The organism is Ekhidna sp., assembly GCF_964218185.1.
Lineage (GTDB): Bacteria > Bacteroidota > Bacteroidia > Cytophagales > Cyclobacteriaceae > Ekhidna.
Genome location: NZ_CAXPLV010000003.1, coordinates 114,993 through 135,009, shown reverse-complemented (window position 1 = coordinate 135,009; position 20,017 = coordinate 114,993). Strand labels below are relative to the sequence as shown.

The 20,017-nt window shown below is 41.6% G+C and carries 22 protein-coding genes and 1 tRNA gene; 6 read left to right on the top strand and 17 right to left on the bottom strand.

Translation table 11 applies throughout. The annotated features are described in order from the left end of the window. Positions 1-27: 27 nt before the first annotated feature. On the bottom strand, positions 28-4,533 hold the full coding sequence (locus ACEQZT_RS03765; RefSeq protein ID WP_370087381.1) for a translocation/assembly module TamB domain-containing protein: 4,506 nt from the start codon (positions 4,531-4,533) through the stop codon (positions 28-30). A gap of 8 nt (positions 4,534-4,541) precedes the next feature. Between ACEQZT_RS03765 and tsaD the strand changes: the two genes are divergently transcribed. The 4 genes from tsaD to ACEQZT_RS03745 are packed head-to-tail and all read left to right on the top strand — an operon-like array spanning position 4,542 to position 6,928. Continuing rightward, positions 4,542-5,543 carry a tRNA (adenosine(37)-N6)-threonylcarbamoyltransferase complex transferase subunit TsaD gene (tsaD, locus tag ACEQZT_RS03760; protein ID WP_370087379.1) on the top strand — a complete coding sequence of 334 codons (1,002 nt, stop codon included), beginning with the start codon at positions 4,542-4,544 and terminating at the stop codon, positions 5,541-5,543. 24 nt (positions 5,544-5,567) lie between these two features. After that, positions 5,568-6,035, top strand: coding sequence for an SsrA-binding protein SmpB (gene smpB / locus ACEQZT_RS03755; RefSeq protein WP_370087377.1), 468 nt, complete (start codon positions 5,568-5,570; stop codon positions 6,033-6,035). Between the two features lie 5 nt (positions 6,036-6,040). Then, positions 6,041-6,550 carry an HNH endonuclease gene (locus ACEQZT_RS03750; protein ID WP_370087375.1) on the top strand — a complete coding sequence of 170 codons (510 nt, stop codon included), beginning with the start codon at positions 6,041-6,043 and terminating at the stop codon, positions 6,548-6,550. Positions 6,551-6,577: 27 nt separating this feature from the next. Next, positions 6,578-6,928, top strand: coding sequence for a hypothetical protein (locus tag ACEQZT_RS03745; RefSeq protein WP_370087373.1), 351 nt, complete (start codon positions 6,578-6,580; stop codon positions 6,926-6,928). Positions 6,929-6,985: 57 nt separating this feature from the next. On the opposite strand, the gene ACEQZT_RS03740 is transcribed toward ACEQZT_RS03745, so the two are convergent. From ACEQZT_RS03740 to ACEQZT_RS03685, 12 genes are all read right to left on the bottom strand, one after another. After that, positions 6,986-7,447, bottom strand: a complete 462-nt coding sequence (locus ACEQZT_RS03740) for an ExbD/TolR family protein (protein WP_370087371.1) — start codon at positions 7,445-7,447, stop codon at positions 6,986-6,988. 7 nt (positions 7,448-7,454) lie between these two features. Continuing rightward, positions 7,455-8,075, bottom strand: coding sequence for an ExbD/TolR family protein (locus ACEQZT_RS03735; RefSeq protein ID WP_370087370.1), 621 nt, complete (start codon positions 8,073-8,075; stop codon positions 7,455-7,457). After that, a complete protein-coding gene (locus ACEQZT_RS03730) occupies positions 8,075-8,377 on the bottom strand; it encodes a hypothetical protein (protein WP_370087369.1) in 303 nt (100 codons plus the stop codon). Before ACEQZT_RS03730 ends, ACEQZT_RS03735 begins: the two co-directional genes overlap by 1 nt. 19 nt (positions 8,378-8,396) lie before the next feature. After that, positions 8,397-9,224: a MotA/TolQ/ExbB proton channel family protein gene (locus tag ACEQZT_RS03725; protein ID WP_370087367.1), complete on the bottom strand. Its 828-nt coding sequence runs from the start codon at positions 9,222-9,224 to the stop codon at positions 8,397-8,399. A gap of 144 nt (positions 9,225-9,368) precedes the next feature. After that, a tRNA-Ser gene (locus ACEQZT_RS03720) sits at positions 9,369-9,456 on the bottom strand. 86 nt (positions 9,457-9,542) lie between these two features. Then, complete coding sequence (locus ACEQZT_RS03715) at positions 9,543-10,610, bottom strand: asparaginase (protein ID WP_370087365.1); 1,068 nt, start codon at positions 10,608-10,610, stop codon at positions 9,543-9,545. 5 nt (positions 10,611-10,615) lie between these two features. Beyond that, entirely contained in the window at positions 10,616-11,386 is a 771-nt protein-coding gene (locus ACEQZT_RS03710) for a TatD family hydrolase (protein ID WP_370087363.1), read from the bottom strand. Positions 11,387-11,394: 8 nt separating this feature from the next. After that, positions 11,395-12,018 carry a polysaccharide deacetylase family protein gene (locus ACEQZT_RS03705; RefSeq protein WP_370087361.1) on the bottom strand — a complete coding sequence of 208 codons (624 nt, stop codon included), beginning with the start codon at positions 12,016-12,018 and terminating at the stop codon, positions 11,395-11,397. Then, positions 12,015-13,202 carry a PP2C family protein-serine/threonine phosphatase gene (locus ACEQZT_RS03700; protein ID WP_370087359.1) on the bottom strand — a complete coding sequence of 396 codons (1,188 nt, stop codon included), beginning with the start codon at positions 13,200-13,202 and terminating at the stop codon, positions 12,015-12,017. The genes ACEQZT_RS03705 and ACEQZT_RS03700 overlap by 4 nt, the downstream gene beginning before the upstream one ends. Beyond that, the gene (locus tag ACEQZT_RS03695) at positions 13,199-13,453 is read right to left on the bottom strand and encodes a hypothetical protein (RefSeq protein WP_370087357.1); all 255 of its coding nucleotides are present in this window, start codon (positions 13,451-13,453) and stop codon (positions 13,199-13,201) included. The genes ACEQZT_RS03700 and ACEQZT_RS03695 overlap by 4 nt, the downstream gene beginning before the upstream one ends. After that, entirely contained in the window at positions 13,450-14,559 is a 1,110-nt protein-coding gene (locus ACEQZT_RS03690; RefSeq protein ID WP_370087355.1) for a glycosyltransferase, read from the bottom strand. Before ACEQZT_RS03690 ends, ACEQZT_RS03695 begins: the two co-directional genes overlap by 4 nt. Positions 14,560-14,568: 9 nt before the next feature. After that, positions 14,569-15,480, bottom strand: coding sequence for a lysylphosphatidylglycerol synthase domain-containing protein (locus tag ACEQZT_RS03685; protein ID WP_370087353.1), 912 nt, complete (start codon positions 15,478-15,480; stop codon positions 14,569-14,571). Between the two features lie 190 nt (positions 15,481-15,670). Between ACEQZT_RS03685 and ruvC the strand changes: the two genes are divergently transcribed. After that, the gene (ruvC, locus tag ACEQZT_RS03680) at positions 15,671-16,225 is read left to right on the top strand and encodes a crossover junction endodeoxyribonuclease RuvC (protein ID WP_370087351.1); all 555 of its coding nucleotides are present in this window, start codon (positions 15,671-15,673) and stop codon (positions 16,223-16,225) included. A 102-nt stretch (positions 16,226-16,327) separates the two neighbouring features. After that, positions 16,328-16,645 carry a GIY-YIG nuclease family protein gene (locus ACEQZT_RS03675; RefSeq protein WP_370087349.1) on the top strand — a complete coding sequence of 106 codons (318 nt, stop codon included), beginning with the start codon at positions 16,328-16,330 and terminating at the stop codon, positions 16,643-16,645. Positions 16,646-16,732: 87 nt separating this feature from the next. Here ACEQZT_RS03675 and ACEQZT_RS03670 read toward each other — a convergent pair whose 3' ends face one another. From ACEQZT_RS03670 to mgtE, 4 genes are all read right to left on the bottom strand, one after another. Continuing rightward, positions 16,733-17,128, bottom strand: a complete 396-nt coding sequence (locus ACEQZT_RS03670) for an HIT family protein (RefSeq protein ID WP_370087347.1) — start codon at positions 17,126-17,128, stop codon at positions 16,733-16,735. Further along, positions 17,128-17,598, bottom strand: coding sequence for a transcription elongation factor GreA (gene greA, locus ACEQZT_RS03665; protein WP_370087345.1), 471 nt, complete (start codon positions 17,596-17,598; stop codon positions 17,128-17,130). Before greA ends, ACEQZT_RS03670 begins: the two co-directional genes overlap by 1 nt. 119 nt (positions 17,599-17,717) lie before the next feature. Further along, positions 17,718-18,656 carry an NAD(P)-dependent oxidoreductase gene (locus ACEQZT_RS03660; protein ID WP_370087343.1) on the bottom strand — a complete coding sequence of 313 codons (939 nt, stop codon included), beginning with the start codon at positions 18,654-18,656 and terminating at the stop codon, positions 17,718-17,720. After that, a complete protein-coding gene (gene mgtE, locus ACEQZT_RS03655; protein WP_370087341.1) occupies positions 18,653-20,017 on the bottom strand; it encodes a magnesium transporter in 1,365 nt (454 codons plus the stop codon). Before mgtE ends, ACEQZT_RS03660 begins: the two co-directional genes overlap by 4 nt.

Below are 20,017 nucleotides of genomic sequence, written 5' to 3'. Positions count from 1 at the left end.
CCTAAATGAATTACATACTATCAGAGACTAATAGATGCTTGTAGAGTCATTTTCCGGTAGATCTTCCTCTGGTTTAACCGGTTGCTCATCTTCTTCTTCTTTCCTCCTTAGAATAGCTTCATCTCTTTTCATGGTGAGAAGCTCTGTGATATCATTAAAGGAGTGTACAAACCGTAAGCTTATGCCTGTTTCCTGGTTTTGCTGATTTTCATTGGTAATGATTCTCTGATCAGATGTTCTAAAAACTTTAGCTCTTAATCTCCCGTCACGGGTTAGCGAATATTCTACAGACCAGTCTCCTACAATATCGTTGAGAACATTGTCATTGTTATCATTCTGACTTCCAAAATCACCACCTCGGGTCACTTTAAGACGCCCGTTCAAAAAAGTATATGCAAAACGAAGTTGGAATGTGTTGAATGCATCATTGTTGAGATCGGCCAGATTTACCTCCACCTCCAGGTTTTCGTCTATTTGACTTACAAGATAGCTCACCTGACTCGACAGAAACTCACTCACACTATTACCAACACTACCTCCACCGCTCAATGTAAAGCTATGCTCGGGAGAAAACCTCTTTAAGAAAAGGAGACTTATCACTTGCCTTTTCAACTCTTGCTCATCACTGGTTATTTGAGTTAGTCTTGGAATATTAGTTTGTGTGGCATCAGATTGATTCTGCAATTCCAAATCAAAATCGATTTGAGGCGATAACATTCCTCCACTTATCCGCAGAATTACCAAAATCGGAACTTTATTAGATAACTCGTTCGGATCCTGATCCGCTGGGTTATCCAGCTCTTCAAATGATGCTCTTTGAAGATAGGTAGCGTCAAGATCTAGCGTTGCGTTATATGGATCACCATACCAGGTAATTCTACTTCCCGGAACCACGTCAAATTCTTTATTGAGCAAGTTAGGTACCGTAAAATTGTACGCACCCTCAGTAATCTCAAGAGGTCCAAACATATTGAAATCACCATCTGTATCGAGCCTAAGCTTAAGGTTGCCTCTACCTCGCCCCCTGATTATGTCACCTGTTTTTATATCAAAAATCAACTCACAATAAGCCTCAGGTGTTACTTCGATATCAAAATTCAATGTGAGACCAGAAATATTAAAATTCTCTTCTGTGTCTATTTCAGTAGTATCCTTAAAATTTCTGAATAAAATGTAATCCTCCTGCGATACACTAGTACCCTCCGATATTGGGACAAAAAAGCGGGTATTTGATTCAGTCCTAATGTTTGCATTGATGTGGAGATCATTTAGTGGTCCATCTACGTATATGGTTCCTGTTCCATACGCCGAACCATAATAAAGGCTATTATCTAATGAGGTAGTATTCAGAAATTCGAAATTATTTGCCTGGAGCGTAATATCAGTGACGAAATTTTTAAATGAGTTGTGCCGAATAATTCCTGAAACGAGTGCACTGGATCCTTTTCTATCTATTAGATGGAAATTGGAAAGCTTTATGGTGCTCGGATCGAAATCAACTCGTCCATCAAAGGTGTATCGGGTATTTAGGTAGTTTACAATAACTCTACCATCAGAGATTCTGCAGTCTCCATTTATTTGTGGATTAGCAACTTCCCCAGTCAGCTTAAGGGAGCCATTAGCAAATCCTCCAATTTCAGAAAAATTTTCTTCTAAAAAAGGTTGTCCCATCTTCAAGTCTGCTTCGGCAAAAGTGATATCAAAATCAAGCTGATCTTGTTCTTTGAGCGGGTAATAATACCCCTTGACCTGAATTGCGTTGATATCTTCCCGCTCTACTTCAACTTCTGCAAAAACACTTTGGCTTACAGGATTCCACTCTGAAGACCCACTCACGTCTCCTACCTCAAAATCGTCATAGGTTAAATTTTTCAAAAGAAAACCTCCATCAAATCTGAAACCTTCTGAGCTGCTTTCACGAAACACCCTGAAATTTCCATTAAGAAATCCACCGATTGTAGACTCTGAAAAAAGACTTGCTTTGTTCATATTGAGGTCTTCGGTTGAAACCACGATGGAAGTAGGAATAGAGTCGGCATAAACACCCTCCAATGCTATTGATTCGCTCGAATCGTAAATCTCAAGATTAGTAATAGTAGCTTTTTTTGAAGTGAGAACAACCTTATTGGTAGGGTTGAACTTCCACCTATCATCCAACAATTGAATATCTGAAGGAAGCATTTTGAGGACGATGGAGTCCTGGTAAAGTTTCAGATTGCTCTCTAGTCTGATCTCACTGGCTGTCTCTACCTGACTTATGTGAGTAGTGAAATCTATATTGTCATCAAACCAAACACCTTCTAAAAGCAAATCCTTTGTATTTGGTATATCCGCATAGACCTGCTCCTTCGACTCAAAAATAAAGTTCGTCAAGATCCCGGAAGACTCCAGTTCCTTTGATCCGTTGATCTCTAGTACTGGTCCATGAAATTCATTTTCAGCTATAAACAATGTATCTGCCTTTACATAAAGACCAACATTTGCATTCTTGCTTTGTCTGAAAGAAGCCTCGATGATGGTTTTGCCGCCCAAAGCTATCGGCAACCTTAACGAGTCAATGTATTTTGAAATATTATCTATCTCGGCATCCAATGCGAGCTTATAGTTTTTCCCACTATTCTCTACTCTTGCAGTATCCTCCGAAAGTTTGAGTTTGGCCAAATATCCAGAGGCCATAATAGGAATATCTTTAATTGCATCTGAGACTTTAAACACCCCCTTAAGAGTAGATTTAAACCCAGGAAATGCAAGCTTCACAACTCTGCTGCTATCATCTTCGAAAAAGGCGCTGAATCGAATGGAGTCCAGATCAATTTGTTTGTCATCAAGTACTAACAACCCTGAGTCAACCTTTAACTCCGCTGTAAAAGCATCAACATCGAGGTTATGAACTTCAAATTGAATTTTCCCCGAGCTCGAGATTTGCCTGGAGCTGAGAAGCAAGTCTTGAGCATTGAGATTTTGAATATCCATTTCCACCTCAAGGATCTCTTCTGCCTGCCTCAAGTCAATCTGAGCCCTGCCACTCAAATGGCAATTAGGGTCAGACACTGAGAAGTTTCCATCAAAGAAACTTTGAGCGAAGCGACCATCAATCATCAGACTATCATAAACATATCCTTTCACTCCACTTTCCGTAATCAATGCCTTCATTTCGAAGTTGGCATTTTGTGGAGTTATCCCCTGACCATTCACAGTTGCTTTGAGATTCACTCGCTGAACCAAGTCATTTCTAAAAAAAGCACCAACATTTACATCCTTAAATTCCAGATTTCCGACATAGGACATTTTATTAATGTCTGAAGGTATTTTTAGGTTGATATCTGTGTGCACTGAGCCCTGATCCGTGACGAAATCTCCACGGGCTACAAAGTCCTTCACAAATCCTGCAAAACTTCCTGTAAAATCAATTTTTCCCATTTGCTGAAGGTTATCAGCATAGCCTCCGATATATGGTCTGAGATCGCCCGGGAGAACGTGTGAGTCGGTCAGGTCTGCCAGAATAAATGCCTGAGATATGTCCGGAAGTCCAAAGCAACTTACCCCTCCTACAAAATAAGATTTTCCAAAACCAAACGTAGTTTGTTCAATATTAAAGTCACCAACTGTTCCCCAGATGATACCATCTATAGAAATATCAGATTTTACCGCATCTATTCCAGAAACGATTTTAATGTCTTCTTTTGAAATTTTTGTGTCATTAAAATGAAGGATAAATGAAACGCTATCCACAAAATAGCTTAGATCGTCAAACCCATTATAAAAGAATTCTAGACTATCTGACACCTGGCTTGTAGGGGTTTTGAAATTAAGATCATCCACACTTAGCGATTGATTGCACACCCTGAAACTTGTATTAAAATCTGTGATGGTAAACTTGGAATTGTGTTCAATGCCACGCATCTGCAAAATATCACCCTTGATAGTGTCTGATCTCAAGCTTAATTCAGCCAAAGTAAATTCAGGTATGCTAAAGTTTAAGTTTGAAAAATCAAGTTTCGAAGTATCCATGGCCTTGGTTTTATCTCTTAGGCTCATCTTTAAATTTGAAAGAACCACTTGATCCAGGTAAATGGGCTTACTCTGCTTCTTCACCGTGTCCTTTTTTAGGGCATTTAAAAATTCGGAAAGATTTAGCTGAGATGTACTGTCATGTTTTGTCAGCTTAAGCCGAAGGCTATTGGCCTGAATTTCTTCTACATTTAGATAGTCGCCATTGATCAAGTCCCAAACCTTGTAATTAATCAATAAATCCTGCGAATAAAGAAGAGTATCCTTTTTAAGATCCCTAACTAAAATCTTCTCAAGGTTGGCCCGGTCAAGCCAGGAAACCTTAACTCTGCTTATTGAAATCTCATGATTCGTCTTACCTGATACCAGTTCCAACACCTTCTGGGCAAGGAAAGTCTGTACCGGACGAAGTTGAAGGAGTAGCATTAATACCAGAAACAAAGCCAAAGAATAGAAGAAAACCCCTGAAAAAAACTTCCAGAGTACCCAGCGAACTTTTGATATGGTTATCTTGGCCTTCAAAAAAAACGGTGGCGGTTATTCTTGGTATAGAGTCCTCTTGCGACGAAACTTCAGCATCTGTTTGTATCAACGGCAAAGTAATCAATAATGAGATTGCTAATCAAACAATTCATGAGCAGTACGGAGGTGTTGTGCCAGAACTCGCCTCGCGTGAACATCAAAGAAATATCGTGCCAGTTGTTCAGCATGTTTTGGATAATGCTGGAATAAACGCAAGTGAGCTTGATGGGATTGCCTATACCAGAGGGCCCGGTTTGCTCGGAGCGCTGCTGATTGGGTCTAGTTTCGCCAAATCTATGGCCGCCTCACTTGACATTCCTTTGATTCCTATTCATCACATGAAAGCACATGTGTTGGCTCATTTTATTGATGATCCCAAACCCAAATATCCGTTTATCTGCCTCACTGTAAGTGGAGGGCACACCCAAATTCTTCGCGTGAATAGCCCTACAGAGATGATCATTTTAGGTCAAACAAAGGACGATGCAGTGGGTGAAGCATTTGATAAGGCCGCTAAGCTTTTGGGTCTTCCTTACCCCGGCGGACCAATGATAGATAAACTTGCTAAGGAAGGTGATCCGCTCAAATTTGAGTTTGCGGAATCTGAAATGCCAGAGCTGGATTATTCTTTTAGCGGAATCAAGACTTCAATTCTTTACTTTCTAAGGAAAGAGATGAAGCTGAATGAGAATTTCATTCGGGAAAACATCAATGATTTAGCGGCCAGCATTCAACATACTTTGATTTCGATGCTTATGAATAAGCTCATCAAAGCAGCAGAAATGGAGGATATAAAACAAATTGCAATTGCTGGGGGTGTCTCAGCCAATAGTGGACTTAGAAATGCATTGAACAATGAGGCTACAAATCGCAGCTGGGAAGTATTCATCCCGGATTTTCAGTATTGCACAGACAATGCAGGCATGATCGCGATCAGTGGACACTTGCTATATGAAAAGCAGGCTTTTGGTAAACTGAGTGATAGCCCGTTACCCAGAATGCCATTTTAGTTAATGATATTTTATATTTAACCTATGAGTAAGGATAAGAGCAGATTTTCGAACAACATTCAGATCAAAAACCGAAAGGCCGGTTATGAGTATGAATTTGTGGAAAAAGTGGAGGCAGGGATTATGCTGAAAGGCACGGAGATCAAATCGCTACGTGAAGGTAAAGCAAGCATTCAAGAGGCATACTGCTATTTCAAAAAAGAAGAGCTTTATGTAAAAGGTATGAACATCTCACCTTACTCTCAGGCTAGTTTCGAAAGTCATGATATGACCAGAGACCGGAAGTTGCTACTTAAGAAACGTGAGCTCGATAAGTTCAAGGCTAAGATGGAGGAGAAAGGCTTAACGATTGTTCCTCTTCGAATTTACATCAACAGTAGAGGACTGGCTAAACTGGAAATTGCATTAGCCAAAGGAAAGAAAATCTATGACAAGCGAGATAGCATTAAAAAGAAAGATCAGAAACGTGAATTAGAACGCATGAAGATATGATTAGCATGAATTCTGTACTGGTACTCAATCAAGACTACACACCCCTGACCGTGTGTTCAGTACAACGTGCATTTATGCTTATGTTTCTTAAAAAAGCAGATCTTATCACCGAAATCAAAGACAAAAGATTGAGATCTATCAGTCAGTCTTTTCCTTTCCCCTCAGTCATCAAAGTCAAATACTACATCAGCATTCCTTATAAAGGAGTGGTGATGAGTAGACACAATATCTTTAAAAGAGATGGAGGTAAATGCCAGTACTGTGGCACGCACAAAAATCTCACAATCGATCATGTAATTCCTCGCTCCAAGGGTGGCAAGTCTACATGGACAAACCTGGTAACGGCATGTAAAAAGTGTAACTCTAAAAAAAGCGATTACACGCTAGATAGTGTTGGAATGAAATTATTAAAAGCTCCGGTCAAGCCATCATATATCTCTTTCCTAAAGATGAATACAGGAGTATATCGAGATGATTGGGCTCCCTACCTCAACCCAAAGAAAGTAAGCGCTTAGCCCTACCTTTACGTAAAAAGTAAAACCATGAAATACATCACAATAGTGTTGATGGGGATATGTTTTCTCTCCTGCAACACACAGGAAAATGAGAAAGAATCTGAGAGAGAGGATGCTTTAGAAAGATTTGAAGAGGAGCAGAGAGAACTGGAGGAAAAGATACAGGAGATGAAGGAAGAGTCAAAGGAAGCTGCTGAAGATGCAAAAAGAGAAATAGAATCTGCGCTGAGGGAGATGAAAAAGCAGCGAGAAAAAATAATTGATGAAGCGGACAAGCTTAGAAAAGCAACTAAAAAGGAACTGGAAAACGCACTAGAGGAAGCAAAGAAAGAATATGACGAGTGGTTAAAAGAGAAGAAAAAGCAACTAAATAATTAGCAATAAAAAAAGCCCCAATCAAATGATTGAGGCTTAATATCTGAATTATAAAAGTTATTAATCTTTAACTCCTCTTAGGGATTTGTAAAGAATCTTTCTTGCGTTTGACTTTCTCAATGTTTGCTCAACGTCAGACACTATACCCATCTTCACTTCATTGTCAATATTGAGTGCCATCGTGATACGATCACGTTCTGCCTCAGAAAGTTTATCCTTTTCCTGGTTTACAAAAAGCGTCAACTCATCAGGCTCCATGAATACATCATTGGTTTGAATCCTTGGCTCTTCACCATATGTGCCAATATTTTTCGGCTCTCCGATGTAAATATGACTCACCAATGACTTCTTCTGGATTTTAGAAAGCTGTTCCGCTTTAGGCAAAACCTGCTTCACAAGAATTTCCTGCTCTCTCATCACAGTAGTTACCATGAAGAAGAATAGAAGCATGAAGATAATGTCCGGCAATGCTGCCGTAGGTATATCCTGAGATGCTTTTGAATTTTTCTTAAACTTCGACATAGTACATCTATTTATCTGGTTCTGCAATTGAAATCGCCTTAGGAATTCCAGCACGTCCTTGGAGATACATTCTCTTCTCTACGTCCTTGCTTTGATCAAGCTCCAAAAACTCCTGAGCGGTTAAGCCAACACGCTCAGCATAAATTTCATTGTAGGCAGCATGAGCAGCATCCATGATCTGAATATACAAATCATAGCTAGTACCTCTATTTGCCTTAAAAGAAACAATTGCCTTTCCTGGATGATCTGAAGATTCAGGACGTTGTTTTGCTCTGGCTTTCATATGAGTAGGTAAGCTATTGTAAGTATCAATACCTTCCTGATTCGGGTTACCAAAATTTAAAACAAACTCCTTAATCTCCTCTTTTAACTCGGAAATAGGTTTCGTATATGGCTCATTTTCCACCAAAAGCTGATCATTCGAGTTGGCTAATATTTTGAAAATATTTCGTTCAGGAATATCAATTTGCTCTTGTTCTTGATCTGGTGGAGGAGGCAGTGTCATCAAGATCCCTTTGTCATTTGCTATCGTGGTGGTAACCAGGAAGAAAATGAGCAAAAGGAAGGCAATGTCCGCCATAGAGCCTGAACTCACTTCCGGAGTGCCTCTATCTTTATTCCTCGCCATTATTCAGCTGCTTTTTTAATTTCTGTGTAAACAATTCCGCCAATCGCTGCGATTGCCAGTATATAAAAAGTAGTGAGTCCTGCTCCTACCATTTTTGCTGTAGTAGCAGAAGCGTCACCCTGAGGAGTTCCATCTGCCAAAACGAATGACACGATAAAAACCACAACAAGTGCTCCTACTCCCATTCCCATCTTCTTCAACGAATCCGGGTCTCCCATTGCCTTCATTAGTGGCATTCCTACTGCTGCAAGAACGCAAACACCAATGAGTATATATGATATAAATAATCCTACATCAACCATAGTCTAATCTATTTTTAGATTACTTAGAAAGATTGTGCTTCACAAGAAGGTCTACCAAAGAGATAGATGCATCTTCCATGCTGTTCACGATTGAATCTACTTTAGACACAAGGTAGTTGTAGAAAAGCTGAAGAATTACAGCTACAATCAAACCACCTACTGTAGTCAAAAGTGCTACTTTAATACCACTAGCCACAAGTGCAGGAGATACGTCACCAGCTTCCGCGATAGCGTCGAATGCCTCGATCATACCAATTACTGTACCCATGAAACCAAGCATCGGTGCTAGTGAGATGAAAAGAGATATCCAAATCATTCCTCTTTCAAGCTTACCCATCTCTACAGATCCGTAAGCGATGATTGACTTCTCAACCATTTCTACACCTTCAGACATTCTCATTAATCCCTGAGTGAAGATAGAAGCTACTGGGCCTCTTGTGTTTCTGCAAACTTCTTTAGCTGCATCAGCTCCACCAGCATTCAATGCATCCTCTACGTCTGTCAAAAGTTTCTTTGTATTAGTAGATGCCATGTTCAAGTGGATAATTCTTTCGATAGCGATAGCTAAACCAAGAATCAAACATGCAAGAACGATACCCATGAAAGTAGGTCCACCATCAATGAATTGTTCTTTTACTACTTGGTGAAATCCTTTAGATGGAGCTTCTTCTTCTACAGGAGCAACGATCTCAGCGATTTCTTCTACAGGCTCTTCGTATACTTCTTCAGTTTGTGCTGAGTCTACAGCTGCAGAGTCAGTTGCCGCATCAGAGTCAGAAAACTCTTGCGCAGTAGCGCTGAAGGTAAATACACCTGCCAACATTAAGAGAGTCAATAACTTTTTCATAATTCAGTCTTGTAAGTTAAGTCTTCGGTTTAGTTTAAATATTTAAGTTTTAGTAAAATCCAAATTTGCATGTTCATTCCCACAAAATTCACACCACTCATCAAAAATCGTCGAATTTTTAGAGACCTGGACTCTGCAAAATCGCAGAGAGGAAGGGATTCGAACCCTCGATACCCTTTTGGGGTATACACACTTTCCAGGCGTGCGCCTTCGACCACTCGGCCACCTCTCTGTAGGCCGCCACTTTTTGACGGGCTACAAATAAATCATGAAAAATACCTTTATGCAAGTTTTATACTAACATCAAGGTAATGATTCTTATTCTTTTGGCAACAAATCCATTTCTCCTGCCAGCGAATAGGTCAATTGTTCTTCAATCGAATCTTTTTTCGACTCGGAACCCAACAAAAACATCATTTTTGTGATTGCGGCCTCAGTAGTAATGTCTCCACCACTTAAAACCCCTATATCATTCAGCTTTTTACTTGTCTCGTATCTCCCTTGCTCTACCTCTCCACCAATGCATTGACTAACGTTCAGGATGATTTTTCCGCTCTCAATAGCCTCACTAAGACACTCAATGAACCAATCAAACTTCATCGTGTTCCCCGAACCGAAAGATTCCAGTACCACCCCTTTGATATAGGGGTCACTCAAGATACCTTTCACCGCATGCTCTGTTATCCCCGGGAAAATCTTCAGGATTGTCACATTTGCGTCAAGCTTATTTTTTACTTCCAAGATTGCATCCGGATCATGTGGCTTTAGAGCTGAGTAGTTGAATTCGATCTCAATACCAGCCTCGGCCAACACTGGATAATTTTCCGACTCGAAAGCGGCAAACGTACTACTTCTTAATTTTTGTGATCGTGAACCACGAAGGAGAAGATGGTTGAAGTAAACGCACACTTCACTTACGATGGGCCTTCCTTCATGGTGTGCTGCTGCAATCTCCAGAGCAGTAATCAGGTTCTCTCGTGCATCTGATCTGATGGAGCCGATGGGCATTTGAGCCCCAGTGAAAATCACAGGCTTATTCAAACCATGCAGCATATAGCTTAGCATAGAGGCAGAATAAGCCATTGTATCCGTTCCGTGAAGAATGACAAAGGCATCATATTGAGAGTAATTTTCCTCAATGATGTAGGCCATATCTTTCCAGTCCTGAATGCCAATATTGGATGAGTCGATGGGCTTGGGAAACGAGATCACAGTAAGCTTAATACCAAGTTGCCTTAGCTCCGGTACACGATCCACTACTTTTCCAAAATTGAATGGAGCAAGTGCTCCGCTGGCATCCTGAATCATGCCGAACGTACCACCTGTATAGATGATTAGAACGGATCGATCACCCGTGTCATTGATATTTACAATCTTGTATTTCAAGTCTGTTACTTTTCAGAGGGGAAAAATAGCGCATTTGCATTAGCTGTTGTCAATTCATCCAATGCTTCTTTTGAAAGTCCTAAGTAGTCGGCAACTTTATCGGCAACAAGAGCAGTGTATGCAGGCTCATTTCGCTTGCCTCTGTGAGGTGCTGGAGTGAGGTATGGGCTATCGGTTTCAAGAATAATTTTTGAGCGATCAAGGTGTGGGATGACCTGATCCATGCCTCCATTTTTGAACGTGCTCACCCCTCCTAGTCCCAAGTAAAAATCCATTTCCGTGATTTTCTTTCCTTGCTCGACACTTCCGGTAAAGCAATGAAAAACACCTTTCAATCCCTTATCCTCATATTCAGTAACCAAATCAATGGTTTCATCAATGGTTTCTCTGCAATGGATCACAATCGGTAAATCATGCTTCAATGCCAGATCGCATTGAATTCGGAATGCTGTCTTTTGCTCTTCCCAAAAGGTCTTGTCCCAATAGAGATCTGTACCCATCTCCCCAATCGCCAGAAACTTTCGCTTATTCAGCCACTCTTCAACAAGCTCTAGCTCCTTTTCAAAATCCTCTTTCACCGAACAGGGATGAAGCCCCATCATTGGATAGCAGATATCAGGATACTTTTCCTCTAGATCTAACATTGAATCAATGGACGAACTATCAATATTGGGGAGAAGTATTTTTTTTACTCCCTGCGCGAGTGCTCGCTCGATAACCTCATCTCTATCTTCATTAAAATGTTCCAGATATATGTGTGCGTGGGTGTCTATCATTTATTCGGCTATGACTTTATAGCCTCGAATTTCAGACCTTTTGCATGAAAATGCGCAAGGATTTCCGGAAGAATCTGTTTTAGGTTTTTAAAAGCCTTGGCGGAATCATGGAAAACAAGAATGCTACCTGGCTTTGCTTGTTTTAATTTTTTAAGTGACTTCTCCACATTCAAGTCGGGATCAAAATCCCACGAGAGGTGAGACCACATCACTACCTGCTTATCAGAGAGTTTCTTTAATTGGCTTCTGCTGATTCTCCCATAAGGAGGTCTAAATAAGCTGGTTTGCGAATCCAAGGTTTTCAATTGCTGATCGCAAAGAGCAAGATCATTCAGGTAATCCACATCATCAGTCTTCCAACCCTTCAAATGATTGAAGCTATGATTCCCTAGCTTATGACCTTTCACTAAAATGTTTTCCGCTAAATCCGAATGTGCTTCCAAATTTCTTCCAAGGCAAAAAAAAGTAGCCTTTGCATTTACCTGATCTAATTGATCCAAAACCCATGACGTGGCTTCCGGATGAGGGCCATCGTCAAAGGTGAGAAAGATGGAATCCTTGGACGGGATTCTCCAAGTCAGAGATGAATATAAGGCTCGTGTAATCCACGGTGTTTTATAAAACCGAATCATTTGTTTTGAATGCGGCAGGAAAGCATGGTGATGTCATCATGATAAGGTTTTGCTCCCTTAAACTCATTTAGTGCTTTCAGAATTTGATTGTGAAACTCAGATAAATCCTCAGGGCATTCTTCCTTCACGATCTCAAGCAATCGGTCAAACTCAAAAGCTTCATCGGCCTCATTGAATGTCTCAGTAAGACCATCGGTGTAAGTAAATAAAAAGAATTCATCCAAGCCATCCAGATGCTTTGTTTCAATGAAGGGCAATGGATCAAACATCCCCAGCACCGTGGTGCCATCATTTAACAACTCAATCTTATTTCTATGCTTTAGGATGATTTCATTATGCCCACAGTTGATGTATTCCAACTTCTTTGTCTTGAAATCATATATCCCGGCAAAAAAGGTGATGAAATTTTCGGCGTTACCACTAACAAAAGTGCTGTGATTTAACTCCGTTACGATCTCTTCTAAACTTTTTGTCTGACGAACCAAAGCTCGCAATGAGGCCTGAAAGTTGGACATTAACAATGCGGCCGGCACCCCCTTCCCGGACACATCCGCAATGCAGGCTAAAAACTTATTCTCATCAATCTGAATGTAGTCGTAGTAGTCTCCACCTACATCGTGGTGAGGAAGATAAAATGCCTCGATTTGTAACCGCTCGATCTTGGGTAATTCTTTCGGAAATAGAAAATTTTGCACCTTCTTGGCAATTTCAAGCTCTCGACGATAAGCCTCCTGCTCCATCTGCTGACGAGCCAGTCGTTTATTCTCAATGGCCACCAAGATGATATTTGTAAGCGCATTAAGAAATCGATTTTGAACACCAAGTTTAGAATCCGACTCGATGAAAACAACAGCCAGCAATTTGCTTTTGTGATAAACGGGGAACACCGAGTCAAACTCATCGAATGAGGTCTCAGTAACACCCATTTTATTTTCAAGCCCCTGATATTTCTTTGGTAGCTCGCTTCCGATCAGGTTATTCTTTGTACCAAAATTCACCCTACACACCCACTTCTCATTCTGCTGCGTATACAAAGCCAGTTTGTTGATCTTCAGGTCTGCCAGAAGCGTGAACTTGTAGATTTTCAGCAGGTCATCTTCAGGCAGGTTGTTGTTTACCGCCTGGGTGACTTCCAGCAAAGCGTTGAGTTGTAGATCCTTTATGTCAATGGAAGTTTCCTTCACTGAGTGTTGTGTTTAAATAGTCCTTTTTTTGATGCAAGGTAGAAATATGATTGGTAGTCCTTTTCCATGTTCAGTTGGTCAAGCTCCGACTCTTCATCCACATTCTTATACACCCTGATCCATCCCTTCTTAGCCATACCGATCAGGTTTTTAGCCAGCTCCTCGTCCGTCAAATCAATTGCTTCCTTTAGATCTTTGTAGGCTGTAACGAAATAAAGCTCGTCAATTATATCAAACTCTTCGTCTGTCATCCGTATTTCCTTCCTTTCCAGGTGTATGAACCAAAGATAGAATTCATACCCATGAATAAAACGTGCAACGGATAAATAATTTGGAAGAGTAGCAAAGGGAAAAAGCTACTTTTCCCCCTCATGAATCTATTCACCGGAGACACAAAAAACAGAAGAGCCATGAATCGCATGATTGCAATACCCATGATGAACGTAGCGTCAAGCTTGCCCAAAACAGCTGCAGCAATCGCTCCATAAAAAATCAGGTAGTCGAGGAAGAAAAGAATGGCACTCATTCTTACTTTCCAGTTTTTGTTGTACTTCCATTTACTCGTCCATCGCGTTCTCTGATTCATGAAAGAACGAAGTTTTGAATGCGCAGAAGTATGCACCACTGCATCCCCTGATTTGAGAAAGATGGTAGAATGCGGAAACTTTCGCATGATATTGAAAAGCAAAAATTCATCATCACCCGACGGAGTAAATAGGTTATTGGTGTAGCCTCCAACTTCTTCAAAAGCAGTTTTCTTAAAGCCGAGATTAGCACCACTACACATGCTTGGGTTTTCCTCCGAAATGGTCACCGCACCAAAACCGATCAATCCAGCAAACTCCACCTGCTGCAGTCGGGCAAAAATTCCTTTTCCCTCAATGGCTACCGGGCCTGCAACCATATTTACATCCTTCCTGAATGCATCACTATATGCCCGAATCCAACTTTCACCAAACCAGCAGTCGGCATCCGTGGTGAGAATGGTTTCATACTTAGCTGCTTTTACACCTGCGGTCAAGGCATGTTTCTTACCTTGTTTTGTTGGATCACTAAGCCGCTCCAGTCGAAGGTTTAGATTGATGGATGCAATGAGTTGTTGTACAACCTGAACTGTATCATCCTCAGAAAAGTCATCAATTACGATCACCTCAAATAGCTCTTTCGGATAGTCCTGACTTTCCAGATTCTTAAGGATAGTTTGAATATTGGCAGACTCGTTTCTGGCAGGGATAATTACTGAAAATGGAATCAGGTCCTCACTTTTCTCCACAGCAGGAATTTTTCTCCATCCCTGTGCCAACCGAAGGTAAAAGAGGACATGAAGTAATGTAAATGCCGTGATCAGGATCATCATCACGCAATGTTAACCTGAATAATTTGAGGTGAGCTTCATTCGCCAGACAAAAACTAACCCGACCAGTGAGGGCACCACCGTATTGATAACCCAGATCAGAAAAATAGGAATGATTACTAGCTGAAGATCACTCACCAAAGGCTCAAAAAATAATATGCCGGAAACCTCCCTTACACCTACTCCACCAAAAAACAACGGCAGTGCCGTACGTGCAAGGAAAATCCAACCTATCCCTGCAATGATTGAATCAGCAGGAAGTGAGGGAAGAAATGCTGTGAGCAGCAAGTAAAACTGAAACACGAAAGTCAGGTAACGCACAAAAGAGATTCCGATGATTCGAATCAAAAACCGTTTAGGTAATTCTTTAAAGTAGGTTAAAAATCGACTTTCAGACTTTTTAAACAACCTCCTCAAAACTGGTATTCCAATCAGGATGACTAATGCAAACCAGCCATTCATCTCATACTCCAAAGCAAGCTGACTCAGCACATACAATCCTAAAACAAGCGTGAAACAAAGCATGATCCCACGATTCAGGATAGCAGCTGAGGTAGCCTGATACTTATCCCTTTGCTGAGAAATGCGAGCCAGCAAATCGCCTGAGGTAAATGGCAGCACCCAATTGAGCGCCAGTCCTCCAAGTATCACCTGCCAGGCTTTTTTCATGGAAATGGAATCGAATTGCTGGAGCGACACTTTCCACCTCAGAGCCTCCAGATACCAGTTAAATATCATGAGTAAAAGCACCACAACCAGTATGAAAGCAAACTGATCAGGAATGATCACCTCTTTAAATGAGATGGATTGTTCATGAAATTTGACGATCAGAAAATACAGGCAACCGCCGAGAATTAAAATCTTGATTATAGCAATAAGCCAAGGCTTATTTAAAAAAGACAGCTTGTTCTTTCCGTTTTGCACTTCGATCTTGAGGCTTAGGTCTCCAAGTTTACTCTCACTTTTTTCCTTGATGAAAAAAGTGACAAAAAAATCAAGAAAATTTTAAAGCCTTTGCCCACAATCCCATCACCACCACGCCAAATTTTCATACCCTCCCTCCTTTTCGAAGGGTTTTTCTTTAACTTCTAGGTAAAGACTTTAATTTGCACCTGTGGCGATAAAAGAGCGAATCATTTTAGGAATAGACCCAGGCACGAATGTAATGGGATATGGATTGATCCATTGCAAAGGTGAAAAAATGAGCGTCATCCAGTTTGGGGTGATCCACCTCAGCAAGTATAAAAACCACGAGATAAAACTCAAGAAAATTTTTGATCGGGTCACAGAATTACTCAAAGAATATTTACCAGACGAAGTAGCGCTAGAGGCCCCTTTCTTCGGGAAGAATGTACAGTCCATGCTGAAGCTGGGACGTGCTCAGGGAGTGGCCATGGCTGCCGCCCTGAACAGAAACATGCCCATTCATGAGTATGCACCCAAGAAGGTGAAACAGTCTGTAACCGGAAATGGTAACGCCAGCAAGGAGCAGGTAGCCAATATGATCCAGATGCTGTTAAAATTTGAAGATGCACCCAAGCTGATGGATGCTACCGATGCACTAGCCGTGGCGATCTGTCATCATTATTCATCTAAATCCGGCATCCCAAGCGGCGGCAAAAAAAGCTGGAAATCGTTTATTGCGGATAATCCAGGGAGGGTGAAGTGATTTTGGAGGTGACAGTACTTCTGCCTTTTCATAAAAGAGTGTGTCACCCTGAGGGACTCGAAGGGTGTGGGGTTGAGAAGTGGGCGTAATTTTGGAAAGAAAATGCACTATACCGTATATATTTTAAAATGCTCAGATGACTCCTACTATGTAGGTGTAACAAATGACATTTCTGAAAGGGTTGTTCAACACAATGAGAGACTCAACAGGAGAGCCTACACCTATTCAAGAAGACCTGTCCAATTAGTATTTGAAGAACATTTTCATGACGTTAATCAAGCGATAGCTTTCGAGAAGCAAGTCAAAGGGTGGAGAAGAGAAAAGAAGGAAGCACTCATAAATAGGGACTGGAGCAAATTACCTGACTTAAGCATCGCTTACAGAGATAAGATAATGTCGTCTTCGAGAGCCTCAGACTGACAATGAGAGTACTACTCTCCTCTAACCAGCAAACAAAAAAACCCACCTTCCGGTGGGTTCCAAATATCCAAAAATCTAATCTCTAACTTACTTAACCGCTTCGCTAATCTTGCGAGCTGTCTCTGCCATTTCTTCATTGCTCGGGGAGAGCTTCATGTTGGCAAAGTTCATGTCGTCCATGGTCTGCATAGGTATCAGGTGAATGTGTGCGTGAGGCACCTCCAGTCCCATCACTGTCACCCCTATACGTTCGCACTTGATCACAGACTCTATTCCTGCTGCTACTTTCTTTGCAAACAAGTGCAATCCAGCCAAGGTATCATCGTCCAGATCAAAAATGTAGTCCACTTCTTTCTTTGGGATTACCAGCGTGTGTCCCTCCGTTAGTGGGTTAATGTCCAAAAAAGCCAAGTAGTTGTCATCCTCTGCTACGATGTGTGCAGGGATTTCTCGCTCTATGATTTTAGTAAAGATGCTCGCCATCAGACGGTGATGTCCAGAATTTCAAATTCGATATCACCGGCAGGCACCTTGATCATGGCTTTCTCGCCTTTCTTCTTGCCCAGCAACCCTTTCCCAATTGGAGATTGTACGGAAATCTTACCGCTCTTCAGGTCAGCCTCCTCCTCAGCCACCAGCTGATAGGTCACCTCCATATTGTTCTTTTTGTTCTTGATTTTTACGGTGGAAAGAATAGACACCTTGGACGTATCGATTGATGACTCATCAATTACACGAGCATCCCCTACCACTGTTTCCAGCTTGGAAATTTTTAACTCCAAAAGCCCCTGAGCTTCCTTAGCCGCATCGTACTCAGCATTTTCACTCAAGTCTCCCTTGTCACGAGCCTCAGCTATTTGCTTTGCCATGTTGGCTCTTCCCTTGGTCTTGAGTTCGTTCAATTCCGCTTTGAGCTTATCAAGTCCCTCCTTTGTGTAGTAATTAACTGCCATAATTGTTCTTACCCCTTTAAACAAAAAATAACGGCCTCACAGTGAAGCCGTTTCTTCGTGTTGTCTTATTTTGATGATGCAAATATATATAGAATTTGCCCCTTAATAACAAAATCAGCCTAAAGCTCTTCGCTGATTTTTTGTGCAATCACTTCACTGATACGCTGGTAAGATTCGAACGTCCACCCACCTACATGTGGTGAAATGAGCACATTTGAAAATGAAGTAAGCTTTTGAATCTGAGCTCTTTCCTGCTCTGTGAGACTTTCCAGCTTTTCATTTTCCAGCACATCCAATCCAGCACCCCAAAGCGTGCCCTCCTCTAAAAGTTGAATCAATGCATCCGTGCTCAGAATTTCCCCACGAGCTGTATTGATCAGTACTTTCAGATTTTTAAACTTTCGTAAATAGGTTTCATTGAAAAGCTGCCTTGTTTCTTCGTTGAGTGGAATGTGAATGCTAAGAATTTCTGTACGCTCCATGAGCTCATCCAGCTCTACATTTTTAATGAAGTCACCGGGAAAAGTACCCTTGAACTTATCAAATCCAAGTATCTCACAATCTAAACCTCTAAGCTTTTCGGCAAAGGACATCCCCATGTTTCCAACACCATAGATGCCCACCACCTTTCCTTTCAGCTCTATGCCCCGATTGCCCTCACGATTCCACGTACCTTGTCTTATTTCGTCATAGGAAGTTGAAATTTTATGTAGTAGCGAGAGCAAAAGCCCCAGTGCGTGCTCACCGAGCGCATCCCTGTTTCCTTCCGGCGCGTTGATTGCTTTGATCCCCCTTGTATTCAGATAGTCTTGATCCACTTTATCCATCCCTGCACCAGCCCGAGCTACAAATTTTAAATTTGGGCCAGCATCTACCAGCTCCTTATCCACAGCGGTCTTGCTGCGAAGAATCAGCCCTTCAAACTCATGAAGTATCTTCAAAATGCCTTCCCGATCAATCACAGGTAAGTACACAGGATCATACCCCTGCTCCTTCAAGAGTGGGATGATCGTTTCGTGCATATCATCGGCGATAAGTATTCGCTTTTCGGTCGTCATAAGTTATACAATAGGTGTGCTGTCGAGAAATAGACAGCCAAACCCAACAAATCGTTCGTAGTAGTTATAAACGGACCGGAGGCCAGTGCCGGATTCACTCCAAAGCGATTTAAGACCAAAGGGGTCACCGTGCCCATAAAAGAGGCTAAAAGCACGACGGCAAAAAGCGCAATAGCAACAGTAGCAGCCAGAGGTTGCTCACGCATAAACAAGATCACAGCTCCAAAAACCATAAGGGAAAGAATGGCCCCATTGACAATGGCTACCATAAAGACTTTTAATAACCTTTTCCACATGCTATCTGCAAAAACATTTGGGTTGGCCAAACTCTGCACTACGATGGATGAAGATTGAATACCTACGTTACCCCCAGATGCAGTAATAAGCGGAATAAAAAATGCAAGTGCCGGCACGATGATGATTTCATCCTTGAAAAATCCCATAAACTGTGCCCCTACCAAACCGCCTGCCATCCCGATGATGAGCCATGGCAAACGCGCACGTGAGATTTTCCACACCGTATCATCTTCCTCCACATCGGAGCTCACCCCTGTCATGAGTTGCCTTTCCTCCTCTGCGTTTTCACGAATGACATCTATGACGTCATCTATAGTGATTCGCCCTACTAGCTTCCCACGAGCATTGACTACCGGCACAGCCTCCAAATCATACTTCTGCATGATGCTGGCCACCTCTTCTTCTGAGGTTGAGGTTTCTACTGAAATGATTTGATCATCGTAGATATGTGCCACTTTAGATCCTGCCTTGGCAAGGATCAAATTCTTTATTCCCACTTTGCCAAGTAGGTTATCTTTATCGTCTACCACATAAACCGAGTAGATTTTCTGCACATTTTCTGCCTGAAGCCTGATCTCTTCTATACACTGCGAAATACTCCAGTTTAGGTTGGCTTTGATTAGCTCCTTTGCCATGAGTCCCCCGGCGACATCCTCATCATACTCCAAGAGTTCCATAAGGTTGGAGGCCTTCTCTTCATCAGAGATTTCACGAATCACCTCATTCCGGTCAGCCACACCCATTTCGTAGAGAATATCTGTACCATCATCTGAGTCCATCAACTCAACAAAGGCGGCCAGATCAGGTGCAGAAAATTCCTTGATAAATGCCTCCCGAACATCTTCTTCCAGATCTTCGAGTATTCTGGCTCCTACCTCCGGAGGCAACAGGTCAAAAACATACTTGCATTCCTGAGAGTCAAACTCGTCCAGCAGGGCAGAAATATCAGCCGGGTTTACTCCATCAAGTGAAGATTTAATGAACGCCTCATCCTGCTCATCCAGCGCTTGCTGAAATCGGTCTTTGAATTCGACGGATAACTCAAAAGGCATCAAAGCTTCCAT